Genomic DNA, 20,346 nt, shown 5'->3' on the forward strand with positions numbered 1-20,346 from the left:
GTAATAACACAGGATTGACAGAAGTAACAAGAGCCCTTTTCTTTAGAAAAGCTGTCTGACTGTGAATCATATTTTAAAACTAAAATAATGCAGTACTCAAAAAAAATATCTTTAATTTTCGTTTTATTCTCTTCCATCGTATTTTCCCAGGTTTATAAAACTTCTTCAACAGTTTTACCGGGAAAGCAATTTCCCAGAATAGACTCTGAGAAAAAAGCAGAATTCCGTGTTTACTTTCCGGATGCAAAATCTGTAACTTTAGATGGAGGAGACGGCATGAAAAGTATAAAATCTTCCGTTTCCAAAGATAAAGATGGCTTTTGGAACATTTTCACAACACCTATGGAAATAGGATTTCATTACTATTGGTTCAATGTAGATGGGCAACGGACTAATGATCCCAATACACAGCTGTATTTCGGGTACAGCCAGCCGACGAGTGGAATTGAAGTTCCTTCCGGGGAGGTTTTTTTCCAGGAAAAAAATGTAAAGCATGGGAAAATCATTAATGACAGTTTAAACTCACAAATTACCCAGGGTAAACGGAATTTTAAAGTATATCTTCCTCCCAATTACGGTACAAAAAAATTACCCGTTCTGTATCTGTACCATGGTACCGGAGAAGATATTACAGGCTGGGAAAAACAAGGGTATATCCTAAACATTTTAGACAATCTTTTCGCAGAAAAAAAAGCACGGGAAATGATAGTGGTGATGGACTATGGGGTTGCCCTGAATGCCGAACAGGAAAAAATGCCGGACAACTATCCCAGAACAGTGCTTTCTTCCAAAAATCTTGATAAAATCATTACGCAGGAGTTGATTCCTTATATAGAGAAAAAATATAAAACTTCAGGTAAAAAAGCTATCGCAGGACTTTCCCGCGGCAGCTATCAGGCTATGCTTGTCGGGGTTTCTCATCCCGAAACATTTTCGGCGATCGGAGCATTTAGTCCTGTGATCTATGAAGGAACTGAGGCAGAACCTTTTAAAGAACTTCCTATCGGAAACTTGCTGAAGTCTAAGAAAAAGCCTTACTTCTTTATCGGAATCGGGGAAAAAGAAGACGCTATGTTTTTTAAATTTGATCAATTATTGACGGATTTCTTAAACAGGAATAATTATCCTTATTTCCAATACAAATCCCCTGAAACCCGCCATGAATGGCTTACGTGGAGAAGATCTCTTTACCAGTTTGCCCAGCAAATTTTTAAATAAAAAACATGATATTTGTCATGTTTTGAAATTTTATTAACTTACACCAATAAATTACCGTTGTATGGAATTACTCCTTCCTTATCTGGAACCGGATGGTTTTAAACAAGGTCTGATGAAGGATTACAGATTTTGTGATAAAGATTTCCTGAACTCTACTGTTCTGGAGATGCCGGAGGATTTAGGAACCGGGAAGCTGATTCTTTTCAGTAAGAAGAATTTTCATTTTTTCCGTGGAAAATGGAACTTTCATGAAGAAACCATTTTTCATTCCCCGCATAAAGTAGGAGATAATGGGATGATGGATTTCCGGATCAATAAAGAAGGGAAGATCAGCAGTAATTTTATTAATGACGAAAAAAAATTTGAACACAATACTACCGATATCGATGGCGTAAGGATTTTTGTACCCAAAACCATATTTTCAAAAGATAAAGGGCTTCTGAAAGAAAAGCTGGAAAATGCACAGCGCAATTACCTGAGTCAGGAAAAGCTTAAAACTATTTTCGATACTCCGTTTGACGATGCTTCATGCAGTATTATTCTCGAAAGCCGGATTTTAGAGTTCTTAAGCTATTGGATCCATTATCTGCTGTCCGATGAAAAGACTTTTGAGCATAAGAAGGCATTTGAAGACAAAATAAAACTGGCCAAAGATTTTGTAGATACCAATGCGTTCCAGAGTCTGGCCATCAGGGAGATAAGCCGTTACTGCGGACTCAATAGCAGTGATCTGAAAAAAGGATTTAAGGATTATACCCAATTGCCTATTCATCAGTATATTATCAAAACCAGAATGGAAACAGCTCGTGCAATGCTTCTGGAAACCGAAAAATCGGTAGGGGAGATCAGTGATTTTATCGGGTATAACAACCGGGGACACTTTTCACAGCTTTATCTCCGTCATTTCGGGAAGCTTCCTTCCGAAGAACGTCAGTAAAACTTAAACACTTTTATACGGAATATCGTGAATGACTGTTATACCTGACATTTGCGTGAAGTTGCAGTTTTATACACTATGAAAAAATTTCTTTTTCGTATCACGGAATTTCCTTTTCGTGTCAGCACCTGTGCAGCATATCATTAATTTGGAGTTAAGATTAGTTCATATGAAATTCCCTTTAACCAAGGCCCTTTTCATATCAACATTAACTCAATATGAACAAAATTATGCTGAACTTATCAATTTTAGTGGAAGAAAGTGCAAGAAGAAATCCGGAAAAGCCAGCCTTAAGCCTGGGAGAAACCACGATCAACTATAAAATTTTTCATGAAAAAGTTGGCCAGGCGGCCAATGCCTTTGCAAAAAGAGGAATCGGATATGGCGATAAGGTTGCTTTGCTATGTCCTAATATTCTACAATTTCCGGTTATTTTTTTCGCAATACTAAAAACTGGGGCAACGGTTGTACCCTTTAGCATTTTTCTTAAACCTGATGAGATTGCTTACCAGCTGTCCGATTCTGACAGTAAAATGTTTCTGTGCTTTGCAGGAACTCCGGAAATGCCTGTAGGAAAGTTTGGAAAGGAGGGATTTGATAAAAGCACCTCATGCAAAGATTTTATCAGTATAGGGAATCTCGCTGAAGATGTTGAGAATTTTGATGATTTAATTAAAGACGAAGAAACCCAATTTGAATCCTATATTACCTCATCAGAAGATACGGCCGTTATTATTTACACCTCGGGAACTACCGGAAAACCTAAAGGAGCCGAACTTTCGCATATTAATCTCTTTACCAATTCAGAAGCCAGCACAACTATAATTGCATCTACCGAATTTGAAGCCCAGCTTGTTGTTTTACCTTTATTTCACATTTTTGGCTTAACGGTAATGATGCTTGCAGGAATCCGGAGATCGCTTCATCTTATCCTGATGCCGAAATTTGATGCCAAAGCAGTTTATCAGCTCATTATCCGTTTTGATATCCGGATTTTTGCCGGCGTTCCTTCCATGTACTGGGCCCTGCTGAATGAGGAAAACACTGAAGAAAATACAAACAGCATTAAAAAACTGAGAATCTGTGTTTCCGGCGGTGCTTCCCTTCCTGTAAAAATCATTGACGAATTTGAAACCCGCTTCGGCGTTCCCATTATTGAAGGATATGGAATGTCCGAAGGTTCTCCTGTGGTGACATTCAATCAGCTGGCAGTGGGACGAAAGCCCGGTTCTATCGGAACTCCAATCTGGGGAGTTGAGGTAAAGATTATAGATGATCAAGGTAATGAACTCCCGATTGGTGAAAAAGGAGAGTTGATCTATCGCGGTCCCAATGTGATGAAAGCCTATTACAAAAGGCCTGAAGAAACTCAGGAAGTTCTGAAGAACGGATGGATGTTTTCCGGAGACATCGCGGTAAAGGATGAGGATGGTTTTTTCTTCATCGTTGACCGTAAAAAAGAAATGATTATCCGGGGCGGAATGAACGTTTATCCCCGTGAAGTAGAGGAAGTGATGATGCGGAATCCTGATATTTCCATGGTTGCGGTTATCGGCATCGATGATGAAAAGCTAGGTGAAGAAATTAAAGCATTTGTGGTAAAGAAAAAAGAAAGCAACGCTTCCGAGGAAGATATTAAGCTGTGGACAAAAGAAAGAATTGCCAAATATAAATATCCGAGAATCATAGAATTTATAGACGAGATGCCTTTAAACGCTACAGGAAAAATACTTAAAAAGAATTTAAAAAAACAACTGAAATGAATTATTTTAAAATCGCAGCCCTGTCCATTACATTATTGACGGTAAGCTGCTCAACACAAAATATTGAAAACACCAAAACGGTTTCTGTAAGCCAAAAGGAAGAAAAGCTTACCGATATACAATACGGCTCACACGAAAGGAACGTAATGGATGTCTATCTACCGGCAAACAGAAGCCCGAAAACTGCCTTTCTTGTTAATATCCACGGTGGAGCCTGGACGCAAGGTGATAGGACATATGATGGTAAAATTTCCGAATATCTTCTTTCACAGGGAATTGCTGTTGCCAATCTCAATTACCGTTATGCCAATCTTACTGACACCCATCTTCCTGAGCTTTTAGATGATATTGATAACGTTGTAAAATATCTTTCTTCCCATGCCAATGAGTGGAATACCAGAAAAAACGGGTTTTCAATTTCCGGAGGGAGCTCCGGTGCCCATGTTTCGCTGATGTATGCCTATACCAAAAATCCTCAGATTAAAACCATCATAGAAATGTGTGGTCCCGTAGATTTTACAGATGTTCAGACGTTACAGTACGTGAAAGCAGCTAACCTTTTGAATGTCCTGGATAAAATGTCTGGAAACAAAGTAGTCTGGAAACCCGGTGATGCGATTCCGGAAGCTTATGCTAAAACCAGTCCTGTAAAATTTGTCAATCAGATTCCCACAATGATTATTCATGGTGACAAGGATGAAGTGGTTCCCATCCAGCAAGCTTATATTCTGGAAAAAGCCCTGAAGGCAAAAGGTGTTCCGTATAAATTGGTCGTAGTTCCCGGCGCAGGGCATCTTATCACAAAATTACCGGCAGATGAGCAGGTGGTATTCACCCATGTGGCAGAATGGCTTAAAAAGTATGGCACAAATTAATGATTACAATATTATGAAGACTACATTTTTGAATACAAAAATCACGGTAGCAGTACTTTTCCTGGCAGCTTTTTCCAATGTAACGGCCCAGAAAAAAGAAGCTGATACAGCGGAAACAAAAGATATCGATGAAGTGATTATGACCGGGGTATTTGATAAAAGAACAAGGATGAATGCTCCTGTGGCTATCTCTGTTCTGAAAAGCGAGGTCATTGAAAAACAGGTCCCTGTAAGTGCTGCAGATCTGCTTAAAAACGTTCCCGGAGTATATGTGAACTCATCATTGGGAGAGATCAGGAACAATGTAAGCTCAAGAGGAATCAGTGCAGGTTCTTCAGACGGGACTTTTGCTTACGAATATATATCTATGCAGGAAGACGGTTTGCCTGTAACCAATACCACCTATTATAATTACGGTCCCGACTTTTTTCTAAGAGCAGATGCAACCATTTCCCAGATTGATGCCGTGAGAGGAGGGCCTGCCTCTATTACGGCGGCCAATGCACCAGGAGGAATCTTCAATTATATTTCCAAAACAGGAGGCAATAAATTCGGAGGAGAAATCCGTGCAAAATATGGAATTCAGGGAGCTAATAACTCAGGATATCACAGAATTGATGCCAACTTTGGAGGACCTCTGGGTGATAACTGGTTTTTTAATGTCGGCGGGTTTTACCGGTATGATTTAGGTGCCCGGTATGCAGGCTATCCGTTTAATAACGGAGGCCAGGTAAAAGCAAATATTGTAAAAAAATACAATAAAGGAAGCCTGAAAGTTTTCCTTAAATATCTGGATGACAGAAATGGCTATGCGCAGCTGATTCCTACCAGAAACTATACGGCTCCCGAACCGGCGGAAGGGTTCAGCAGCAGTTCGTCTTTGCTTATTCCGGAGCTGCAGTACAATTCTCCGGATTTTATTCACGGAGGTAATGTAGATTATAATTCAGGGCGTTTGGTTAGCAATAAATACCGTTCCGTAGGACTCAACTGGGATCATAACCTGGGAAATGACTGGAAGCTGTTCTTTGCAAGCAAATATTCTGATAATGATGTGGTGCAGAACAGTGTGGGTAATTCTTTTCTTACCTCACTGGATGATATGACCTCTTATTTTTTAGTCGGTGGACTGGGAATCGGAACTTACTCCTTTAAAGATGCGCTTACAGGACAGGAACTTGCCAGTGTGAATGCTACCCTGGGAGTCGGAGGATTACCTGTTTACCAGATCACCAAGAATCAGTTGCCGGGTCAGTCTATCCAGAATAATTCATTTGCAATGTCGGCGCTAAATTTTTATGAAAATAAAGTAAAAGAATCCATGAATCAGCTGACCATCAATAAAAAATGGAACCATATGAATTTCTCGTTTGGAGGATATTATGGTTATTCTGATGTATGGCGTTTTTCCGGAATTAACGGGATAGGGCTTACGACTTTGGAAAACAGGCCGAGAATGCTGACGGTAAGCTTAACGGGTGTCACTACTTTAGATTTTACAAAACCCGGTGTTTACCAGCTGACCAATAATGACGGGTTTGCGCAGGCAGCAGGCAGTACGGGGGATTTAATTGAATTTAAAGCCAAACAGCAGCAGGGGGCCGTATTTTTCGGACATACCTGGGATATCACAGATCACCTGACTCTGGATTGGGGAATCCGGTATGAAAAAGTATGGATCAAAGGGGATAATACCAGAACCTATCTGTTTTCAGATAAAAACGGAGGGACGGACAGTAACATTTTTACCCTGTACAATAACAATGCTTTAACGAAACTTACCAATGTTGCCTATAGCAGGCAGCTGGAAAACTTTTCCTATTCAGCAGCGGTGAATTATAAGTTCAATAATAATGTTGCCATATATGCCAGATATTCTAAAGGCAGCAAATCTCCGGATCTTGATATGTTCTTTGCAGCCAACAGGCCGGAAACGATAGACTTGTTGAATCCGCAATCCAGAAAAACACAGCAGGTGGAGATGGGCTTTAAAACCAAAACCACTTATTTTGATGCTTTTATAACCCCGTTTTACAGTTTGCTGAGCAATATTCCTTACAGCTTTATGGCTGATGACGGCAAAGGCGGGTTCTATACCACACCGTCCCTGTACAATAAAAACGAAACCTATGGTATTGAATTGGAAACCAATATAAAACCGGCTGATAATTTCAGTATCAGAGCTGTGCTTACCCTGCAGGATCCGAAAGTTAAAGAAGGATATTTATGGAATTTGGGAAGTGCCGGTCCTTCAGATGACACTGTTTCCTCATATTCGGGAACTACGATTGCCTATACTCCGAAAATTATGGCCCACGTCACTCCTAATTTGAAAATCGGCAAAGCATATGGATTCGTGACCTGGAGCTATATGGGTAAAAGAGAAGGAAGCAACACCAATATCTATAAACTTCCGGGATTTTCCCAGTTTGATCTTGGAATAGGGTATAATTTAAACGAAAATATCAGTATGCTGGTGAATGTGAACAATGTATTTAACAAATATGGGGTAATGAGCTACCAGAGGCCGGGAACCCTGCAGCAGCAGCTTGCCGGCTTCGAAAACTTTACCCAGGCTGAATACAACTCAGCAGTGGCCAATAATACTCCTTATTTTACGATTGCCATTCCACCCACATCCGGATATTTTACGGTAACTTATAAATTTTAATCCTATGAGAAAGTCCTTATCTATATTTTTTGCAGTTCTGCTCTTTATTATCCTGATATTATTGGTTATTCCTATGATTTCTGTGTATCTGAAAGCACCCATGCTTCTGAGCGGTTACAGCAGTTCGTTTACCATGCAGTTCAATTCACAGTTTGTTGTTTTGGGGTTGGTTTTACTATTGATCTGTTTTCTTTTCTACCGATATCGAAAATACTGGCGGAAATTACTGATAGCCAATTTGGTCCTTTCGGTTTTGTTTTTTCTTGCCCAGATTTATTTCACGGCTGTGATGTTTTCCACGGCCAAAAAATACAATACCAAAGTTTCTTTTTCCCAGGGATTAAAAAGTTCTGGAATACCGATAAAACCTACTGAAACCTATTCTTATCTTACGATTTATAATGAAGAGCAGCATATAGATGTTTTCCGTCCGGAAGTAAAATCTTCTGTGCCTGCGATTCCTGTTATTCTTGTTCACGGTGGTGCTTTTATTGAAGGGAACAGAACCCAGGTAGGTTATGCAGCCAATTGGTTTAAAGATCATGGATACACCGTTTTTTCCATCGATTATCCTTTAGGAAAAGAAGACCGGCACAATTGGGAATCTGCTGTTAATTCAGTCGTGACTTCAATGGGATTTGTGGTGAAAAATTCAAAAAAATTCAATGTTGACCCGAACAAAATAGTTTTAGTAGGGGGCTCCGCTGGGGCCGCTTTGGTGATGCAGGCAGATTTAGGATTAAGGAAAGGTTTTGCCAAATCTTACGATTCCCCTCAGCCTCCGGTTCCGGCTGCAATTATTGCTATTTATCCGCCTGTCAGTTTATCCGAGCTCTGGCAGAAAATAGATGAAAAAAAGAATATTGATCTCAAATATGCGGCTAGAAAATATCTCGGAGGTTCACCCACCGAATTCCCACAGCGCTATGCACAGCTGAATTTAATAGACCAGCTTTCCGAAGGAATTTCCCCGACGTTCATTATTGCCGGCGAAATAGATCATGTCGTAAATGTAGAAGCTACAAGAAAATTTGTAAAAAAAACGGAAGAAATGAAGCTCCCCGTTTCCTATGTTGAAATTCCTTACGGGGAACATGTTTTTGACGCCAATTCCAATTCCATTGCAGGACAGATTGAATGGAATAAAATAGGAGAGTTTTTAAAAAATAATCATCTGGAAAATTAATAATCTTTGTCTGAGGGATAATGACTGGTTAATGATTGGTTCAGCTGAATATATTTTAATAAGAATAGAGCACTGTATGTTGACATATGGTGCTTTTTGGACAAGAACAAGTGCCAAATAATTGTGTTTCCAAGATAATAAAATTACTTTGTGATCTAGCTCATAAACTAAAAAAGAATAAGTAGATAAATTTGAAAAATAATCTGTTGTTTCTTACTGAGAAACTGGTATTCAATTGATGCAATAACTGATTATAACGGTCCTGCATTGAAACAGAGGATGGAAAATAACTTTATAGCTTTTAAACACTTTTTTAGACCCATATATTCTGGCCTTCCTACTCAGGAAGGTTTTTTGTAAATAATATCTTTACTTTTTAGATTATTATTACTGTTATTATATTTTGAATTTTTTTTGTTTAAATAATATAATTCTTAAAATATGTTATTTAATATTAAAATGTGTGAAGTTCTTTAGGATGTTGAATAATATCTGTTTTTTATGATGTAAATCATAAAAATAAATTATATAGGGTTGTAATTTTGAACTACACGCTTTATAAATACATTATCGAAGATCATCAACAGAAAAAATTATTTAATATGATGCGGGTCATAAACATGAGAATTATTCTGCTGTAAATTTGAAATATCAAACTGATTAAAAATCTGATGCTTCCATAGTGGAGGTCATACATAAGCTGTTCAGCTTAATACAATTATATCAATATACTAACACCATTGCTTTTCTGATACTAGTTAAGAACTGCAATACATCACTTATATATTAATTTTTTAAAACATTCAGTTATGAGCACTAGAAATTCAAACAGTCGTAGTTCAAGAAGTAATTCTTCAAACAGTGAAAGATCTACTTTAGAGGAAGTTTATCAATTAGGTTATGACCATGGTTATAACGATGCATCCGAAGATGAAGAGTATGATGATGATTTCTCTGAATATGAAGATGATTATGATGATTATGAAAACAGCTATGATGATGACGACTACGAGGACGATGATTACGAAGACTATGACGATGATGAATATGATGATGAAGACGACGATAATAGAGGACGTGGAAGCTTCGTAGGAAGAGAAGGTTCCAGAGGAGATAATCAACAAAGAGACAGTCAGGGAAGATTTACTTCCGGAGGTAGAGGAGGCTCTAGATCCGGCTCATCAGGAAAAGGAAGATCATCTTCAGGTTCAGGAAACGGAACTTCAAGAAGAGGTTTTGCATCCATGAGTAAGGCTGAGCGTACAAGAATTGCCCGTATGGGAGGAGAAGCTTCCCATGGAGGCGGAAGATCTTCTTCAAATTCAGGAAGATCAGGCGCTGGTGGTAGTTCAAGAGGTTCAGGCTCAGGAAGCGGCAGTGGCTCAGGTCGTGGTTCTAATTCAGGAAATTCAGGAAACGAAACTTCAAGAAGAGGTTTTGCATCCATGAGTAAAGCTGAACGTACCAGGATTGCCCGCATGGGAGGACAAGCTTCTCATAGTGGCGGAAGATCTTCCGGTTCAGGAAGATCAGGATTTGGAGGCAGACGTAATAATTCATAATTTTTTTAGATTACCTCTTTACAGCTTTAAAGAGGTAATCTTTTAATTTAATTTCAACACCACATCATATACATATATCATGGCAACAAAAACAACAGAAAATAGTACAACAACATCTGCAGGCACTGCAACAGCATCTGCTGCAGATAAAAAAATGAAAGTAGACAATGCTTCGGTAGACAAAAACGAAATGAAGAATTCTCCACTGCACAAGTTCTTTGTGAGTTCTCTTAAAGACATTTATTTCGCAGAAAATGCCATTATCGACGCACTGGAGAAAATGCAGGAAGCGGCAACAACCGAAGAACTGAAAGATGCATTTGAAGACCATCAGCTTCAGACCAAAAAACATATAAGCCGTTTGGAAAAAGTCTTTAAGCTCATTGATGAGACTCCAGCAAAAAAAGAATGTGAAGCAATAAAAGGAATCATAAAAGAAGGCGAGGAAGTTATAAAATCTACAGAAGAAGGTTCTATGACCAGAGATGCAGCTTTGATTATTGCTGCGCAGAAAGTAGAACATTATGAGATTGCAACTTATGGGGGGCTGGCTCAGCTTGCTATTACCATGGGACACGATAAGGCTGCAGACCTGCTCGAAAAAACACTTCAGGAGGAAGAAGATACAGATTATAACCTTACTGAAATTGCTGAAACCTTCATCAACTTTGATGCAGAACAGGAAGATTAAGTCAAATAATGAAATGTCATATAGATTTCAAAATCTATATGACATTTTAATCCGGAAACTACCAGAGATGTTGTCCGAAGAGATTCTTCACACCCACTAAATATTAACATTATGAAGCTGGATGATATTATTACGCACCCTCATTCCCTTGAAGATGTTTCTAAATGATACGAAATCTTTGACAAAAATCTTTATTAAGGCAATAAAATAATAGATAAACCCTAACAAAAAAATATGAAAACAATCATTTTAATGGCATTTTGCCTTACGAGTTTAACAGCTTGCCGTTGTGATATAAATGAGGATGAAGCAAAGAAGAAAAACGATCTAAGATTAAAAAGCGACACTTTAAAAGCTAAAAAGTGATGAACAGGGATGGAGCCAGAAAAAGTATATGGCAGGAGGAAATTAAAAAGTTTTCTTTAGAGCCAGTCTTGGAAAAACACTATGATGTTGCCATCGTTGGAGCCGGTATTACCGGCATTTCTGCCGCAATAAGATTACAGAAAGAAGGTCAGAAGTGTATTGTTCTGGAAGCTGCCAACATTGGTTTTGGAACCACCGGCGGAACAACAGCCCACTTAAATGACTTCTTTGATACCACCTATGCCCAGGCCATTAAGGATTTTGGTTTAAATAGCGCAAAACTCTTGAAATATGTGGGCATTGAAGCCAAAAATATCATCAGGAATAATATCAGGGAATTTAATATTGACTGTGATTTTGAAAACAAAACAGCCTACCTTTTTGCTTTAGATGAGAAGCAGGAAAAACAATTGGAGGATATGGTAAAAGGGGCATCACAGGTAGGGCATCAGATGACGTTTACCAATGAAATTCCTTTTCCTTTTGCGTTCAGGAAGGCAGCTGTTATTCCCAATCAGGGGCAATTTCATCCCATCAAATATATCAAAAGCCTTGCAGAGGCGTTTATTAATCTGGGAGGGACACTCGTAGAAGACTGTGTTTGTGAAGGGCATGATGAACAGGAGAATTCAGTAATCTTGAAGTCTTCAAAAGGAAGTATTAGTGCAAACCATGTTATTTATGCTACCCATATTCCTCCCGGAGTGAGCATCCTTCATCTGATGAACGCTCCTTACCGCAGTTATGCCATTGCGTTCAGTCTGAAAGGAGATCATTATCCTAAAGATCTCGGGTATGACCTGACTGATCCCTATCATTACTACAGAATTCAGAATATAAATGGTGAGGATCTGCTGATTGCCGGTGGTGAAGACCATAAAACAGGACATACAGAGGATACCGGAGAATGCTTTTCGAAATTAGAGAACTATGTGAGAGAACATTTTGATGTAGATACTGCTGTTTACAGCTGGTCCAGCCAATACTATGAACCGACTGACGGGTTTCCTTATATTGGAATATTGCCGGGATGCAAAAAAATCTATACAGCCACAGGATTCCGGGGAAACGGGATGATCTTTGGAACTATTGCCTCACAAATTCTTGGAGACTTAATCTTAACCGGTTCCAGTAAGTATAAAGAGCTTTTTGACCCGGGAAGGATAAAACCGGTGGCCGGCTTTACCAATTTTGTGAAAGAGCAGGCTAGTGTAGTATTGGATTTTGTGAAAGATAAACTGTTTATTGAGAAGATAAATTCCCTAACCGAACTTACTGAAGGTGAAGCAAAAGTTGTAAAATACGAAGGTGAATCTTACGCTGTATATAAAGACAGCGGAGGGAAAATACATCTTGTTAAAAGTACGTGTACTCACATGAATTGTGAAGTACGCTGGAATAGTGCAGAAATAAGCTGGGATTGTCCTTGCCATGGTTCCAGATTCAATGTCAATGGGAAAATGCTTACAGGTCCTACCGTAAAGGATTTGCATAGAATTGAACTTTAGACCAAATCTTTATAGTAAATTACCTGTGATCGTTTAAAAAGCCACCCTGAGGTGGCTTCAATACTTTAATATTTGATATGAACTTTTTGTAGTGGGGTAGATAAGATTTTGTCCTGCGGTATGTTTGATGTTTTTTATGACTGGGCAAAAACAATTGGAGCAACAGCAGCCACAACAATTGTTGTCGATGTTTTTCCTATAGCATTTCTTTGGGTGATTTCTTTTTCATGTTATTTTAAGATTTGGTGTGTGATTGTTGAACTTAAATTTTCATATCCTTATTCTTTCTTTTTATATTCTTCAATATTTTTAAACTGCTGATAAGATATCTTCAGGCTGTGTAATTGCTCTGAAACAATTTTCTCGCTTTTTTCACAGAGATCTCCGCTGTCCAGAGCTTTTTGATAAGCCTCAATGGCCGCTTTTTCACCAAAGATTACATTTTCTAAGGTAGATTCTTCGAGATTGCCTATGGTAAATGAATTTTTAATATCAATCCATGTCCTGTGGAGAGCTCCTGCAATGGAAGTTGAATCCTCAGGTTTTCCGTTTTTTTCAGTGATCAGGTTAATCAGCTCATTTTTCATGATTTTTGATTGTGAGATCATGCGGTCATACTCATCTTTTATTCCGGGATACATTTCCCAGATTTTTCCTTCAACCTTTTCAAATCCTTCTATCCTGTCATTCGTAATGTGAAGCAGGTCATTGAGGACGGATACTGTTTCTTCTGTTTTCATACTTTATTTTTTTTTATTGAGTTGTATTTCTTTTTGGATAAAGAATTAAACGGATGGATGGGTTATTGGTGATAAACAGCCGTAACCAATCCAGTGCTAGCCTGATTTTGCTTCTGAAGCCTACCAACGGAATGATATGGATAAACAGCCATGTAAGCCAAGCCAGGAAACCTTTGAAAGAAAATTTGGGAAGATCCACCACGGCATTGAATTTTGAAATGATCGCCATACTGCCCTTATCATTATATTTGAAGGGAATGAGTATTTTTTCTTCTTCGATCCTGATGAAATTTTTAGCCAGATTTTTAGCCTGCTGTATGGCCACCTGGGCAAGCTGGGGATGTCCTTTCGGGAACTCTTTATCCGTTAATTGAAGAGCGATATCTCCTACCGCATAGATGTTCTCCATTCCTTCTACCCGGTTGTATTCATCAGTTAAAATTCTTCTTCCTTTTCCTATTTTGTCTTCCGGAATTCCAGGAACTTCCCGTCCTATAACTCCGGAAGTCCAGATGAGGGTTTCGGTATCTATCGATGTTCCGTCGGACAGAAGCACCTGATTATTGACATAGTCTTTTACCGAAACATTAAGAAGTATTTTTACACCAAGCTCCTGTAAAGTCTTGTGGGAAGTCTCCTGTGCCATTTTACTCATCGGGGAAAGCAGGGTAGGTAAGGCATCAATCAGATACAGATTGGAAAGGCTGAGCTTGATTTCCGGGTATTCTTTTTCAGCAATATATTTTCCCATTTCCGCGATCATGCCCGCCAGTTCTACCCCGGTAGGTCCGCCGCCTGCTATAACCACATTCTGTAATTTTTCTGCGGTTTTCGGGTCTTTATTTCTGGCAGCTTCCTCCAAGTTGAGGAGCATATGATTCCGCAGATAAAGTGCCTCCTCAATACTTTTCATAGGAAGTGCACACCTCTGTACATTATCCATTCCGAAAAAGTTGGACTCAGTTCCCAATGCAATAACCAGATAATCATAAGTCAGGTTTCCTGTATCTGTTTCTATGGTTTTGCTTTCGGGATTCACTTTAAGAAGGCTTCCCATATGAAAATTCACATTTTTGTATTTTGAAAATAATCTACGGAAAGGATAGCTGATGTTGGAGGCCTGAATAAAAGAGGTCGCCACCTGGTAAATAAGGGGAGGAAAGAAATGATAATTGTTCTTATCAACAAGCGTAATAAGAAATCTATTGTCATTTTTTAAGGATTTAATAAGATTAATTCCTGCAAATCCTCCACCAACAATAATGATATGCTTTTTCATGTTAATTGACATTTGGAATTGTTTTGATTATCCTCCAATAATGGCACCAAAAAATAGATAGTGTATGTTACATTTAGTTGAACAGGTCCGGAAATACAATACAGCAACAGTTATAAAAGCTATCGATGTAAAGGCAGATATGGTTCCTGCTATCATAAAACATTGCTTAATACTTACCATTATGCTCGCTAATCTTTATAAAATTAACAAATACTTCTCATTTATATTATTATCCTGATCATAAACACGGGTTTTTATTTGGTATTGTTCGTAACAATAAATTAATATGGCTTGCTTTTTGATATTGGAAAAGCACCAATTTTTTACTACGATGTTCATTACTTAACTATCAATAAAATTTTAAGATATGATAATCAGTGAAGACCTTTTGTTAGCTTATGGAGGTGAATATGAAACCTATTTACCAAATGAGATTATTTTTAGTGAAGGAAGCTTTGCTAAATTTTATTTCCAGATTGTTAATGGTGTTGTCGAGCTCAATAATTACCATGAGGATGGTAAAGAATTCACACAGAATATTCTTTCCGATGGGCAAAGTATTGGCGAATCGTTACTTTTTAACGATAAGCCGTATCCCATGACTGCCGTTGCCAAAACACAATGTTCCGTCATGAAACTGCCTCAGGCAGATTTCTTTTCGCTCATTCATCAAAATAAGGATGTGATGATGGATATGTTTAAATGCATGTCCGACCGACTCTACTACAAATATTTAATGCTTTTTAATATTTCATCCACGGATCCACAGTTCAAAATCAAAACGGTCATGGACTATTTGAAGGCAACCCAGGGTAACGATCGTAACCAGACTTTTCAGGTACCTTATACCCGGCAGCAGATTGCCAATCTTACAGGACTGCGTGTTGAAACGGTTATAAGAACCGTTAAGAAAATGGAAAATGAAAATATGGTTAAAATTGAAGGCCGGAAAATACTTTATTAAGCCTTTAAACCTATTTTAATTATAACGTATTAATTGTGAAATGTTTTATAAATAATGCCATATGAATCATATGGCGTTATTTTATTGATCCGTTTCACGGATAGTATGCTTCATTATTATCTTATAATATTTTCTATCATTACTGGGAAAAGGCTAAAAAACTAGCGGACAAGAAGATAGATTCCAACACCAATTGCAGCATAAGCGGTAACCGTAAGAATATCTGCGATGGGTTGTGAAAATCGTTTTTCTGCAATTTTCTCGGCATTGATCTGGTTCTTATGGAATTTCAGAATTTTATTAGGATTATGAACCGGGTGAGCCACCAGACTGTCGCTTTCCCACTTATCAACGATTACTTTATAACTTTTGCCATCTGCTTCAATTCTAACATTTTTACCGGATGCAAGTTTCTCCTGAATATTGACAGGAGCAGGCATTTGTTGTGCGTTCGGGCTTTGGGATGCAGCTGTTGTGCTTTTCATTTGCGCAGCTGTATTTTGCTTACTGTCGGCCGCTGGATCCACTTGCTTTTTTACCTGGTACGTATAGCAGCTGGTCAGAGAAAATAATATAATGATGAAATAAAGATTCTTTCGCATAAGCCAAATTTAAGAATTAAACGGAATATTTGGGTGTTTCTTGTAAAAGATCTTGTTTTTAAAAAATCTGCTGCGAAAAGTCTTCTGACTTTGAGCAAGTAAAATAAAAATGGTTTCTTTAATGAGAAAATTAATTATGTACATCAAAATCCGGTAGAAGCAGGTTTAGTTTTTCGTGCAGAAGATTATAGATACAGCAGTACAATTGATTATTCCGATGAAAAAGGACTTTTAGATAATATTGTTGTTTTTAGAATGTTTGATTTATAATGCTAAAACCACACGAAAGGATTCGTGCGGTAGCGGGCGTAGGGAAAAACATTTTATTTTGATATTCTTTAATTGCGTTAATGAAATTCCCGTTTTTCTAAAACTCCGTCTCTATACATTTCAGTATAGATCAATTGTCCCTTTTTCCTTGTATTTATAAGAGGTTCTCCGGTATCTTCATTATATTTTTGCAATAACTTATAAAACTTCCATGTCCCGGTTGGTAACCCATTTTTATACTCCGCTTCCAGATAAGTATAAGGATCCGTAAATTTAGGATGTTTTTGTAAATCCATAGATCCATTGGGTTTACATTCTATCCATTTTCCTTCTTTATGGTGATTTTTTACCAGGCCCTGTTCTTCATTATCTTTATAAGGGCCATCATTGTCATAGTATCTGGCAAATTTTCCGGAGGGCAGAATCTGGTATTTCTGTAAAGGTTTTAATTGAAAAGGGCTTTCAGTCAATTCATAATCCTGTAGAGAAATGGTGTAATTTTTATCGATATTAAACAGGGTATAGTTGGCAAATCCCATTTCTCCCTGATGATTCAGATAGATTCTTTTCATATCGATCAGTTTGCCGTCCTTCGTTGAAACTAAATACATTTTTTCAATAAACGGGTCGGCATAACGAACGGTATTATAAACCGCCATAAAGTACAGTGAATAGTCTCCATAACACAAAAAATCTGAGGCTATTTTAATTTGATCATATTTTTCATTGACAGTAGTGCTGAATGGCAGCAAAACATTGTATTCTTCAGGAAGTACTACAAAATCTTTTTTTATTTGTTTTTCAAATTGCAATGCATTGATTTCCTTTAATTTATTTTCATCCTGTATAGCAGACAGAATGGAGTCAACAGTGATCCGTTTTGAAATATCTGGATATCCAAATGGCAGAATAATACAATCCGCTTTATTGGTGTTAAAGGAAACTGATTCTTTATCTGTGGAATGAGATTCTGTGCTTATTGCCTTATTTTCTGTTTGAGCCTTACTGTAACAGGAAAAAAGGAAAAACAGAATGGTAAAACAGGCGATATTAATTTTAGGCATATATATCTAATATTGGGGTGAAACCGTGAACATGCAAATGATTATTATGTCTTGGGGTAGCGGTATGCGTGGTATGAGGTAACCGTGTGCTGGCATTGTCTGCAGTACTGGCATTTGAGGTATTGGAAAAATTCTCTGACCGGCCTGATCCAAATCCAAAATCAAAAAGAATATTCCGGAGAATAACCTGATTGTCATAATCAAAATTCGCAGCCGTAAGGATGGTATTGACTCCATTTTGCTGAGCCGTTAATAAATTCAGATCTCCCGCTTCTCCGTTCACATGTTCTGCGCTGGGATAGCATGACGCGTCTGAATAAGAAAAACCCTGAGATACAATATAATGATTATGTCCTTCCTGTCTGAATTGTGCCAATGCTCCTAAGAAACCTGCAAATAAATCCGGCTGGATGCTTCTTCTTCTGGTATGCTGAAACCCATACCGGATGATGACCCCGTCTTGATTATAATTGAATGCCTCAAAAATCTGTGGCCCTACACCGTCATTCGCTAAAATATCCATATTGACCAACTCGACATTTCCCGGTTGATTGATGTACCATTTGTCGGTGGCTCCATCACCAAGAGTTCCGTTAGCATACACCAATAACTGATGGGCATCTATCTGCTCTCCGGCGGCTCTGTTCGCTGTGAAATCTATGGTGTCCAAAAGATTGCCTCTTTGGGCCAGTGGTGGGATGGTATTGACTCTTCTTTTTCTGGTTACAGTTTCTTTAGTTCTGTTACAGATCCTGTGTTCATTATCGTTTTGGTCGTAATAAAAAAAGATAACATCAGTGGAATGGTTATTCAGAACCTTCTGAATCCTTCTTCTTCTTTCCGGATTTGTACTGATCACCTGTAAAGCATTGTACGTATTGCTGCCATGATGAATGGTATAGATATTTTTATTGACCACCCTGAATCTTCCTCTGTCATCATTCAAGAAAATACCGGCGCCGTTTACCTCTTCCTGTCCATCTCCATAGGCACAAGGATTATTGTCTGTTCTTTCTACTGCCACTTCCAAATTAATACTGCTATCTGCCAGCCTTCTGGTCCAGTCATCAAAAATAGCTCTTCCGTCAGGCCTTAGCTGCAGCTTAATAATGGCTTTATTGATATGGTCAGCCCGTAAATTAGTATAATGATCATGGCTGCCATCTCTATTGTTAAGAGCATCAAAATTTCCTACCTGTACGGTAAACAGCCTCTGTGCCTCATATCGGTCAGGAGATATAAAACGCATTAACTGTAATGGATCTGTATTTTCTGTCATCGTACTTGCTGAAGGCCTTATCACCGCATCTATACTCAGGTCTGTCATATTGCTGGTCTCTATGATCAGATATACTGTTTTGCCTAATATGGAATCGTATGGGATATTTTGATTCTGATGATCCTGCTGTACATGAGCAGAATCAATTTTTGTAAAATTGACTCTTGTTCCGTTGTCTGTTGTCGTTTTCTTGGCAAAATAAACTTCAGTAATACGCTGTAAAGAGTTATCGGGGGTATCCGGAGCCAATGGGCCATTTAAAGTTTGGGTTTGCCCGGAATCTGTTATTGTAATACGTGTCGCCATTTTAAGATTTTTCTTTTTTTAATACGGGAGTTTTTACATTTCCTGACGAGGATTATCCGAGATTTCATTTTCCTTAAATGAGGTAAGATTCTGATTTCCAAATAATAAAAACACAAAACCAGTATGGTTCAATCCTTTGCCAGACTTTTCATCCGGCTGGTCCTGCATTTCTTTAATCCATCCTGTATTTTTATAGTTCTTCATAGCTTATTTCTTTTATATGATAGATGATTTTCTTTTGGTAGTTTTCACCCAGGGAAAATTCTATGGTAAGTTTATGTTCTAGCACTTCTTTGGTTTTAAAATCCAATAAAATCTGCCCTTTATATTTGTCAAGTTTTGGAAAATCTGTTTCCCTGTTATAAGCAATTTCCTTTCTGTTCATTTCTCCATAAAACATTTCCCAATTTTTATCTGAAGGAATGTTCCCGGTATACTGTAATAGTAATAATTCATCATCACAACGCATGGCCTCCGTTTGTACACGTTCTTCTATATCTATTACGGTATTGGTCATAAAATTAAGGTAACGCACGCTATACTTTACCCGATCTTCCTGCTCATACCTTCCATAAAACTTATGGAGGATCATTCCCAATTGATTACTTTTTAAAAAATCTTTACCCACTAAGTTTTCGTTTTGGTAAAATGTTTTTAAAAAGGTGTAAGAATCTTCTGCCTGTTTGCCAACATAGGAGCGGGAGAGCTTTTCTACTGTTTTTTCCACCTTATCCTGAAGAATTGATAATTCCTGTACATTTTTTAAATGACCATATTCGTCCGTTATAAGCACTACATCGTCATTGATATCTGCAATTCTGGCTAGAAAATCTTTTTCGGACAGGGATAGTGTTTTATCCCGATGAACTCTGTCAAAAATTTCGATATGGTATTCAAATCTTTCTTTTTCTAAACGCTTCAGCGTAACATGAAAATTTTTGTTGAGCTCGCTTCTGTGCGTTTTTCCGTTGATGGTGGTATATTCATTACAGGAATAGCGGTAAAATTTCTTTCCTTCCGAAAGGTTCAATTTAATATCTATGGGAAACCCTGGTTCCATAATTT

General features: G+C 38.0%; 18 protein-coding genes. 11 read left to right on the top strand and 7 right to left on the bottom strand.

Annotated features, from left to right (window positions below):
* Window positions 1–87 precede the first annotated feature (87 nt).
* From ACTJIV_RS05615 to ACTJIV_RS05655, 9 genes are all read left to right on the top strand, one after another.
* Window positions 88–1,218, top strand: a complete 1,131-nt coding sequence (locus tag ACTJIV_RS05615) for an alpha/beta hydrolase-fold protein (RefSeq protein WP_440626179.1) — start codon at window positions 88–90, stop codon at window positions 1,216–1,218.
* Between the two features lie 61 nt (window positions 1,219–1,279).
* Window positions 1,280–2,155, top strand: a complete 876-nt coding sequence (locus tag ACTJIV_RS05620) for a helix-turn-helix transcriptional regulator (RefSeq protein ID WP_111954597.1) — start codon at window positions 1,280–1,282, stop codon at window positions 2,153–2,155.
* A gap of 230 nt (window positions 2,156–2,385) precedes the next feature.
* A complete protein-coding gene (locus tag ACTJIV_RS05625) occupies window positions 2,386–3,918 on the top strand; it encodes a long-chain-fatty-acid--CoA ligase (RefSeq protein WP_440626181.1) in 1,533 nt (510 codons plus the stop codon).
* Window positions 3,915–4,793, top strand: a complete 879-nt coding sequence (locus ACTJIV_RS05630; RefSeq protein WP_440626183.1) for a prolyl oligopeptidase family serine peptidase — start codon at window positions 3,915–3,917, stop codon at window positions 4,791–4,793. The genes ACTJIV_RS05625 and ACTJIV_RS05630 overlap by 4 nt, the downstream gene beginning before the upstream one ends.
* Entirely contained in the window at window positions 4,735–7,464 is a 2,730-nt protein-coding gene (locus tag ACTJIV_RS05635) for a TonB-dependent receptor (RefSeq protein WP_440626184.1), read from the top strand. The genes ACTJIV_RS05630 and ACTJIV_RS05635 overlap by 59 nt, the downstream gene beginning before the upstream one ends.
* A gap of 4 nt (window positions 7,465–7,468) precedes the next feature.
* Window positions 7,469–8,650: an alpha/beta hydrolase gene (locus ACTJIV_RS05640; protein ID WP_440626186.1), complete on the top strand. Its 1,182-nt coding sequence runs from the start codon at window positions 7,469–7,471 to the stop codon at window positions 8,648–8,650.
* 809 nt (window positions 8,651–9,459) lie between these two features.
* Window positions 9,460–10,212, top strand: a complete 753-nt coding sequence (locus ACTJIV_RS05645; RefSeq protein ID WP_440626188.1) for a KGG domain-containing protein — start codon at window positions 9,460–9,462, stop codon at window positions 10,210–10,212.
* 79 nt (window positions 10,213–10,291) lie between these two features.
* On the top strand, window positions 10,292–10,903 hold the full coding sequence (locus ACTJIV_RS05650; RefSeq protein WP_336378334.1) for a ferritin-like domain-containing protein: 612 nt from the start codon (window positions 10,292–10,294) through the stop codon (window positions 10,901–10,903).
* A 365-nt stretch (window positions 10,904–11,268) separates the two neighbouring features.
* A complete protein-coding gene (locus ACTJIV_RS05655; RefSeq protein WP_223559406.1) occupies window positions 11,269–12,777 on the top strand; it encodes an FAD-dependent oxidoreductase in 1,509 nt (502 codons plus the stop codon).
* Window positions 12,778–13,055: 278 nt separating this feature from the next.
* Here ACTJIV_RS05655 and ACTJIV_RS05660 read toward each other — a convergent pair whose 3' ends face one another.
* Window positions 13,056–13,517: a PA2169 family four-helix-bundle protein gene (locus ACTJIV_RS05660; RefSeq protein ID WP_223559067.1), complete on the bottom strand. Its 462-nt coding sequence runs from the start codon at window positions 13,515–13,517 to the stop codon at window positions 13,056–13,058.
* Between the two features lie 13 nt (window positions 13,518–13,530).
* Complete coding sequence (locus ACTJIV_RS05665; protein WP_440626190.1) at window positions 13,531–14,796, bottom strand: NAD(P)/FAD-dependent oxidoreductase; 1,266 nt, start codon at window positions 14,794–14,796, stop codon at window positions 13,531–13,533.
* Window positions 14,797–14,860: 64 nt separating this feature from the next.
* Between ACTJIV_RS05665 and ACTJIV_RS05670 the strand changes: the two genes are divergently transcribed.
* Together ACTJIV_RS05670 and ACTJIV_RS05675 are read left to right on the top strand one after the other, a co-directional pair.
* A complete protein-coding gene (locus ACTJIV_RS05670; protein WP_223559069.1) occupies window positions 14,861–15,034 on the top strand; it encodes a hypothetical protein in 174 nt (57 codons plus the stop codon).
* Between the two features lie 129 nt (window positions 15,035–15,163).
* The gene (locus tag ACTJIV_RS05675) at window positions 15,164–15,760 is read left to right on the top strand and encodes a Crp/Fnr family transcriptional regulator (protein WP_440626194.1); all 597 of its coding nucleotides are present in this window, start codon (window positions 15,164–15,166) and stop codon (window positions 15,758–15,760) included.
* Window positions 15,761–15,921: 161 nt separating this feature from the next.
* Here ACTJIV_RS05675 and ACTJIV_RS05680 read toward each other — a convergent pair whose 3' ends face one another.
* The 5 genes from ACTJIV_RS05680 to ACTJIV_RS05700 form a co-directional block, all read right to left on the bottom strand.
* A complete protein-coding gene (locus tag ACTJIV_RS05680; RefSeq protein WP_440626196.1) occupies window positions 15,922–16,362 on the bottom strand; it encodes a hypothetical protein in 441 nt (146 codons plus the stop codon).
* 347 nt (window positions 16,363–16,709) lie between these two features.
* Window positions 16,710–17,696 (bottom strand): hypothetical protein, encoded by a 987-nt coding sequence (locus ACTJIV_RS05685; protein ID WP_440626198.1) that lies wholly within the window; start codon window positions 17,694–17,696, stop codon window positions 16,710–16,712.
* On the bottom strand, window positions 17,689–19,281 hold the full coding sequence (locus ACTJIV_RS05690) for a hypothetical protein (protein WP_440626200.1): 1,593 nt from the start codon (window positions 19,279–19,281) through the stop codon (window positions 17,689–17,691). Before ACTJIV_RS05690 ends, ACTJIV_RS05685 begins: the two co-directional genes overlap by 8 nt.
* Before the next feature lie 33 nt (window positions 19,282–19,314).
* Window positions 19,315–19,485, bottom strand: coding sequence for a hypothetical protein (locus ACTJIV_RS05695; protein ID WP_440626202.1), 171 nt, complete (start codon window positions 19,483–19,485; stop codon window positions 19,315–19,317).
* Window positions 19,472–20,341: a hypothetical protein gene (locus tag ACTJIV_RS05700; protein ID WP_440626204.1), complete on the bottom strand. Its 870-nt coding sequence runs from the start codon at window positions 20,339–20,341 to the stop codon at window positions 19,472–19,474. The genes ACTJIV_RS05695 and ACTJIV_RS05700 overlap by 14 nt, the downstream gene beginning before the upstream one ends.
* Window positions 20,342–20,346 lie beyond the last annotated feature (5 nt).

Origin of the sequence: Chryseobacterium sp. 22532, assembly GCF_052044665.1 — a bacterium.
Taxonomy (GTDB): domain Bacteria; phylum Bacteroidota; class Bacteroidia; order Flavobacteriales; family Weeksellaceae; genus Chryseobacterium; species Chryseobacterium lathyri.

What these genes read in the sequence shown, in the direction of transcription:
- ACTJIV_RS05625 (WP_440626181.1), top strand. Translation starts at nt 2,386, where the DNA reads ATGCTGAACTTATCAATTTTAGTGGAAGAAAGTGCAAGAAGAAATCCG.
- ACTJIV_RS05690 (WP_440626200.1), bottom strand. Translation starts at nt 19,281, where the DNA reads ATGGCGACACGTATTACAATAACAGATTCCGGGCAAACCCAAACTTTA.
- ACTJIV_RS05615 (WP_440626179.1), top strand. Translation starts at nt 88, where the DNA reads ATGCAGTACTCAAAAAAAATATCTTTAATTTTCGTTTTATTCTCTTCC.
- ACTJIV_RS05620 (WP_111954597.1), top strand. Translation starts at nt 1,280, where the DNA reads ATGGAATTACTCCTTCCTTATCTGGAACCGGATGGTTTTAAACAAGGT.
- ACTJIV_RS05635 (WP_440626184.1), top strand. Translation starts at nt 4,735, where the DNA reads ATGAGCAGGTGGTATTCACCCATGTGGCAGAATGGCTTAAAAAGTATG.
- ACTJIV_RS05700 (WP_440626204.1), bottom strand. Translation starts at nt 20,341, where the DNA reads ATGGAACCAGGGTTTCCCATAGATATTAAATTGAACCTTTCGGAAGGA.
- ACTJIV_RS05670 (WP_223559069.1), top strand. Translation starts at nt 14,861, where the DNA reads ATGTTACATTTAGTTGAACAGGTCCGGAAATACAATACAGCAACAGTT.
- ACTJIV_RS05675 (WP_440626194.1), top strand. Translation starts at nt 15,164, where the DNA reads ATGATAATCAGTGAAGACCTTTTGTTAGCTTATGGAGGTGAATATGAA.
- ACTJIV_RS05695 (WP_440626202.1), bottom strand. Translation starts at nt 19,485, where the DNA reads ATGAAGAACTATAAAAATACAGGATGGATTAAAGAAATGCAGGACCAG.
- ACTJIV_RS05650 (WP_336378334.1), top strand. Translation starts at nt 10,292, where the DNA reads ATGGCAACAAAAACAACAGAAAATAGTACAACAACATCTGCAGGCACT.
- ACTJIV_RS05680 (WP_440626196.1), bottom strand. Translation starts at nt 16,362, where the DNA reads ATGCGAAAGAATCTTTATTTCATCATTATATTATTTTCTCTGACCAGC.
- ACTJIV_RS05640 (WP_440626186.1), top strand. Translation starts at nt 7,469, where the DNA reads ATGAGAAAGTCCTTATCTATATTTTTTGCAGTTCTGCTCTTTATTATC.
- ACTJIV_RS05665 (WP_440626190.1), bottom strand. Translation starts at nt 14,796, where the DNA reads ATGAAAAAGCATATCATTATTGTTGGTGGAGGATTTGCAGGAATTAAT.
- ACTJIV_RS05645 (WP_440626188.1), top strand. Translation starts at nt 9,460, where the DNA reads ATGAGCACTAGAAATTCAAACAGTCGTAGTTCAAGAAGTAATTCTTCA.
- ACTJIV_RS05660 (WP_223559067.1), bottom strand. Translation starts at nt 13,517, where the DNA reads ATGAAAACAGAAGAAACAGTATCCGTCCTCAATGACCTGCTTCACATT.
- ACTJIV_RS05630 (WP_440626183.1), top strand. Translation starts at nt 3,915, where the DNA reads ATGAATTATTTTAAAATCGCAGCCCTGTCCATTACATTATTGACGGTA.
- ACTJIV_RS05655 (WP_223559406.1), top strand. Translation starts at nt 11,269, where the DNA reads ATGAACAGGGATGGAGCCAGAAAAAGTATATGGCAGGAGGAAATTAAA.
- ACTJIV_RS05685 (WP_440626198.1), bottom strand. Translation starts at nt 17,696, where the DNA reads ATGCCTAAAATTAATATCGCCTGTTTTACCATTCTGTTTTTCCTTTTT.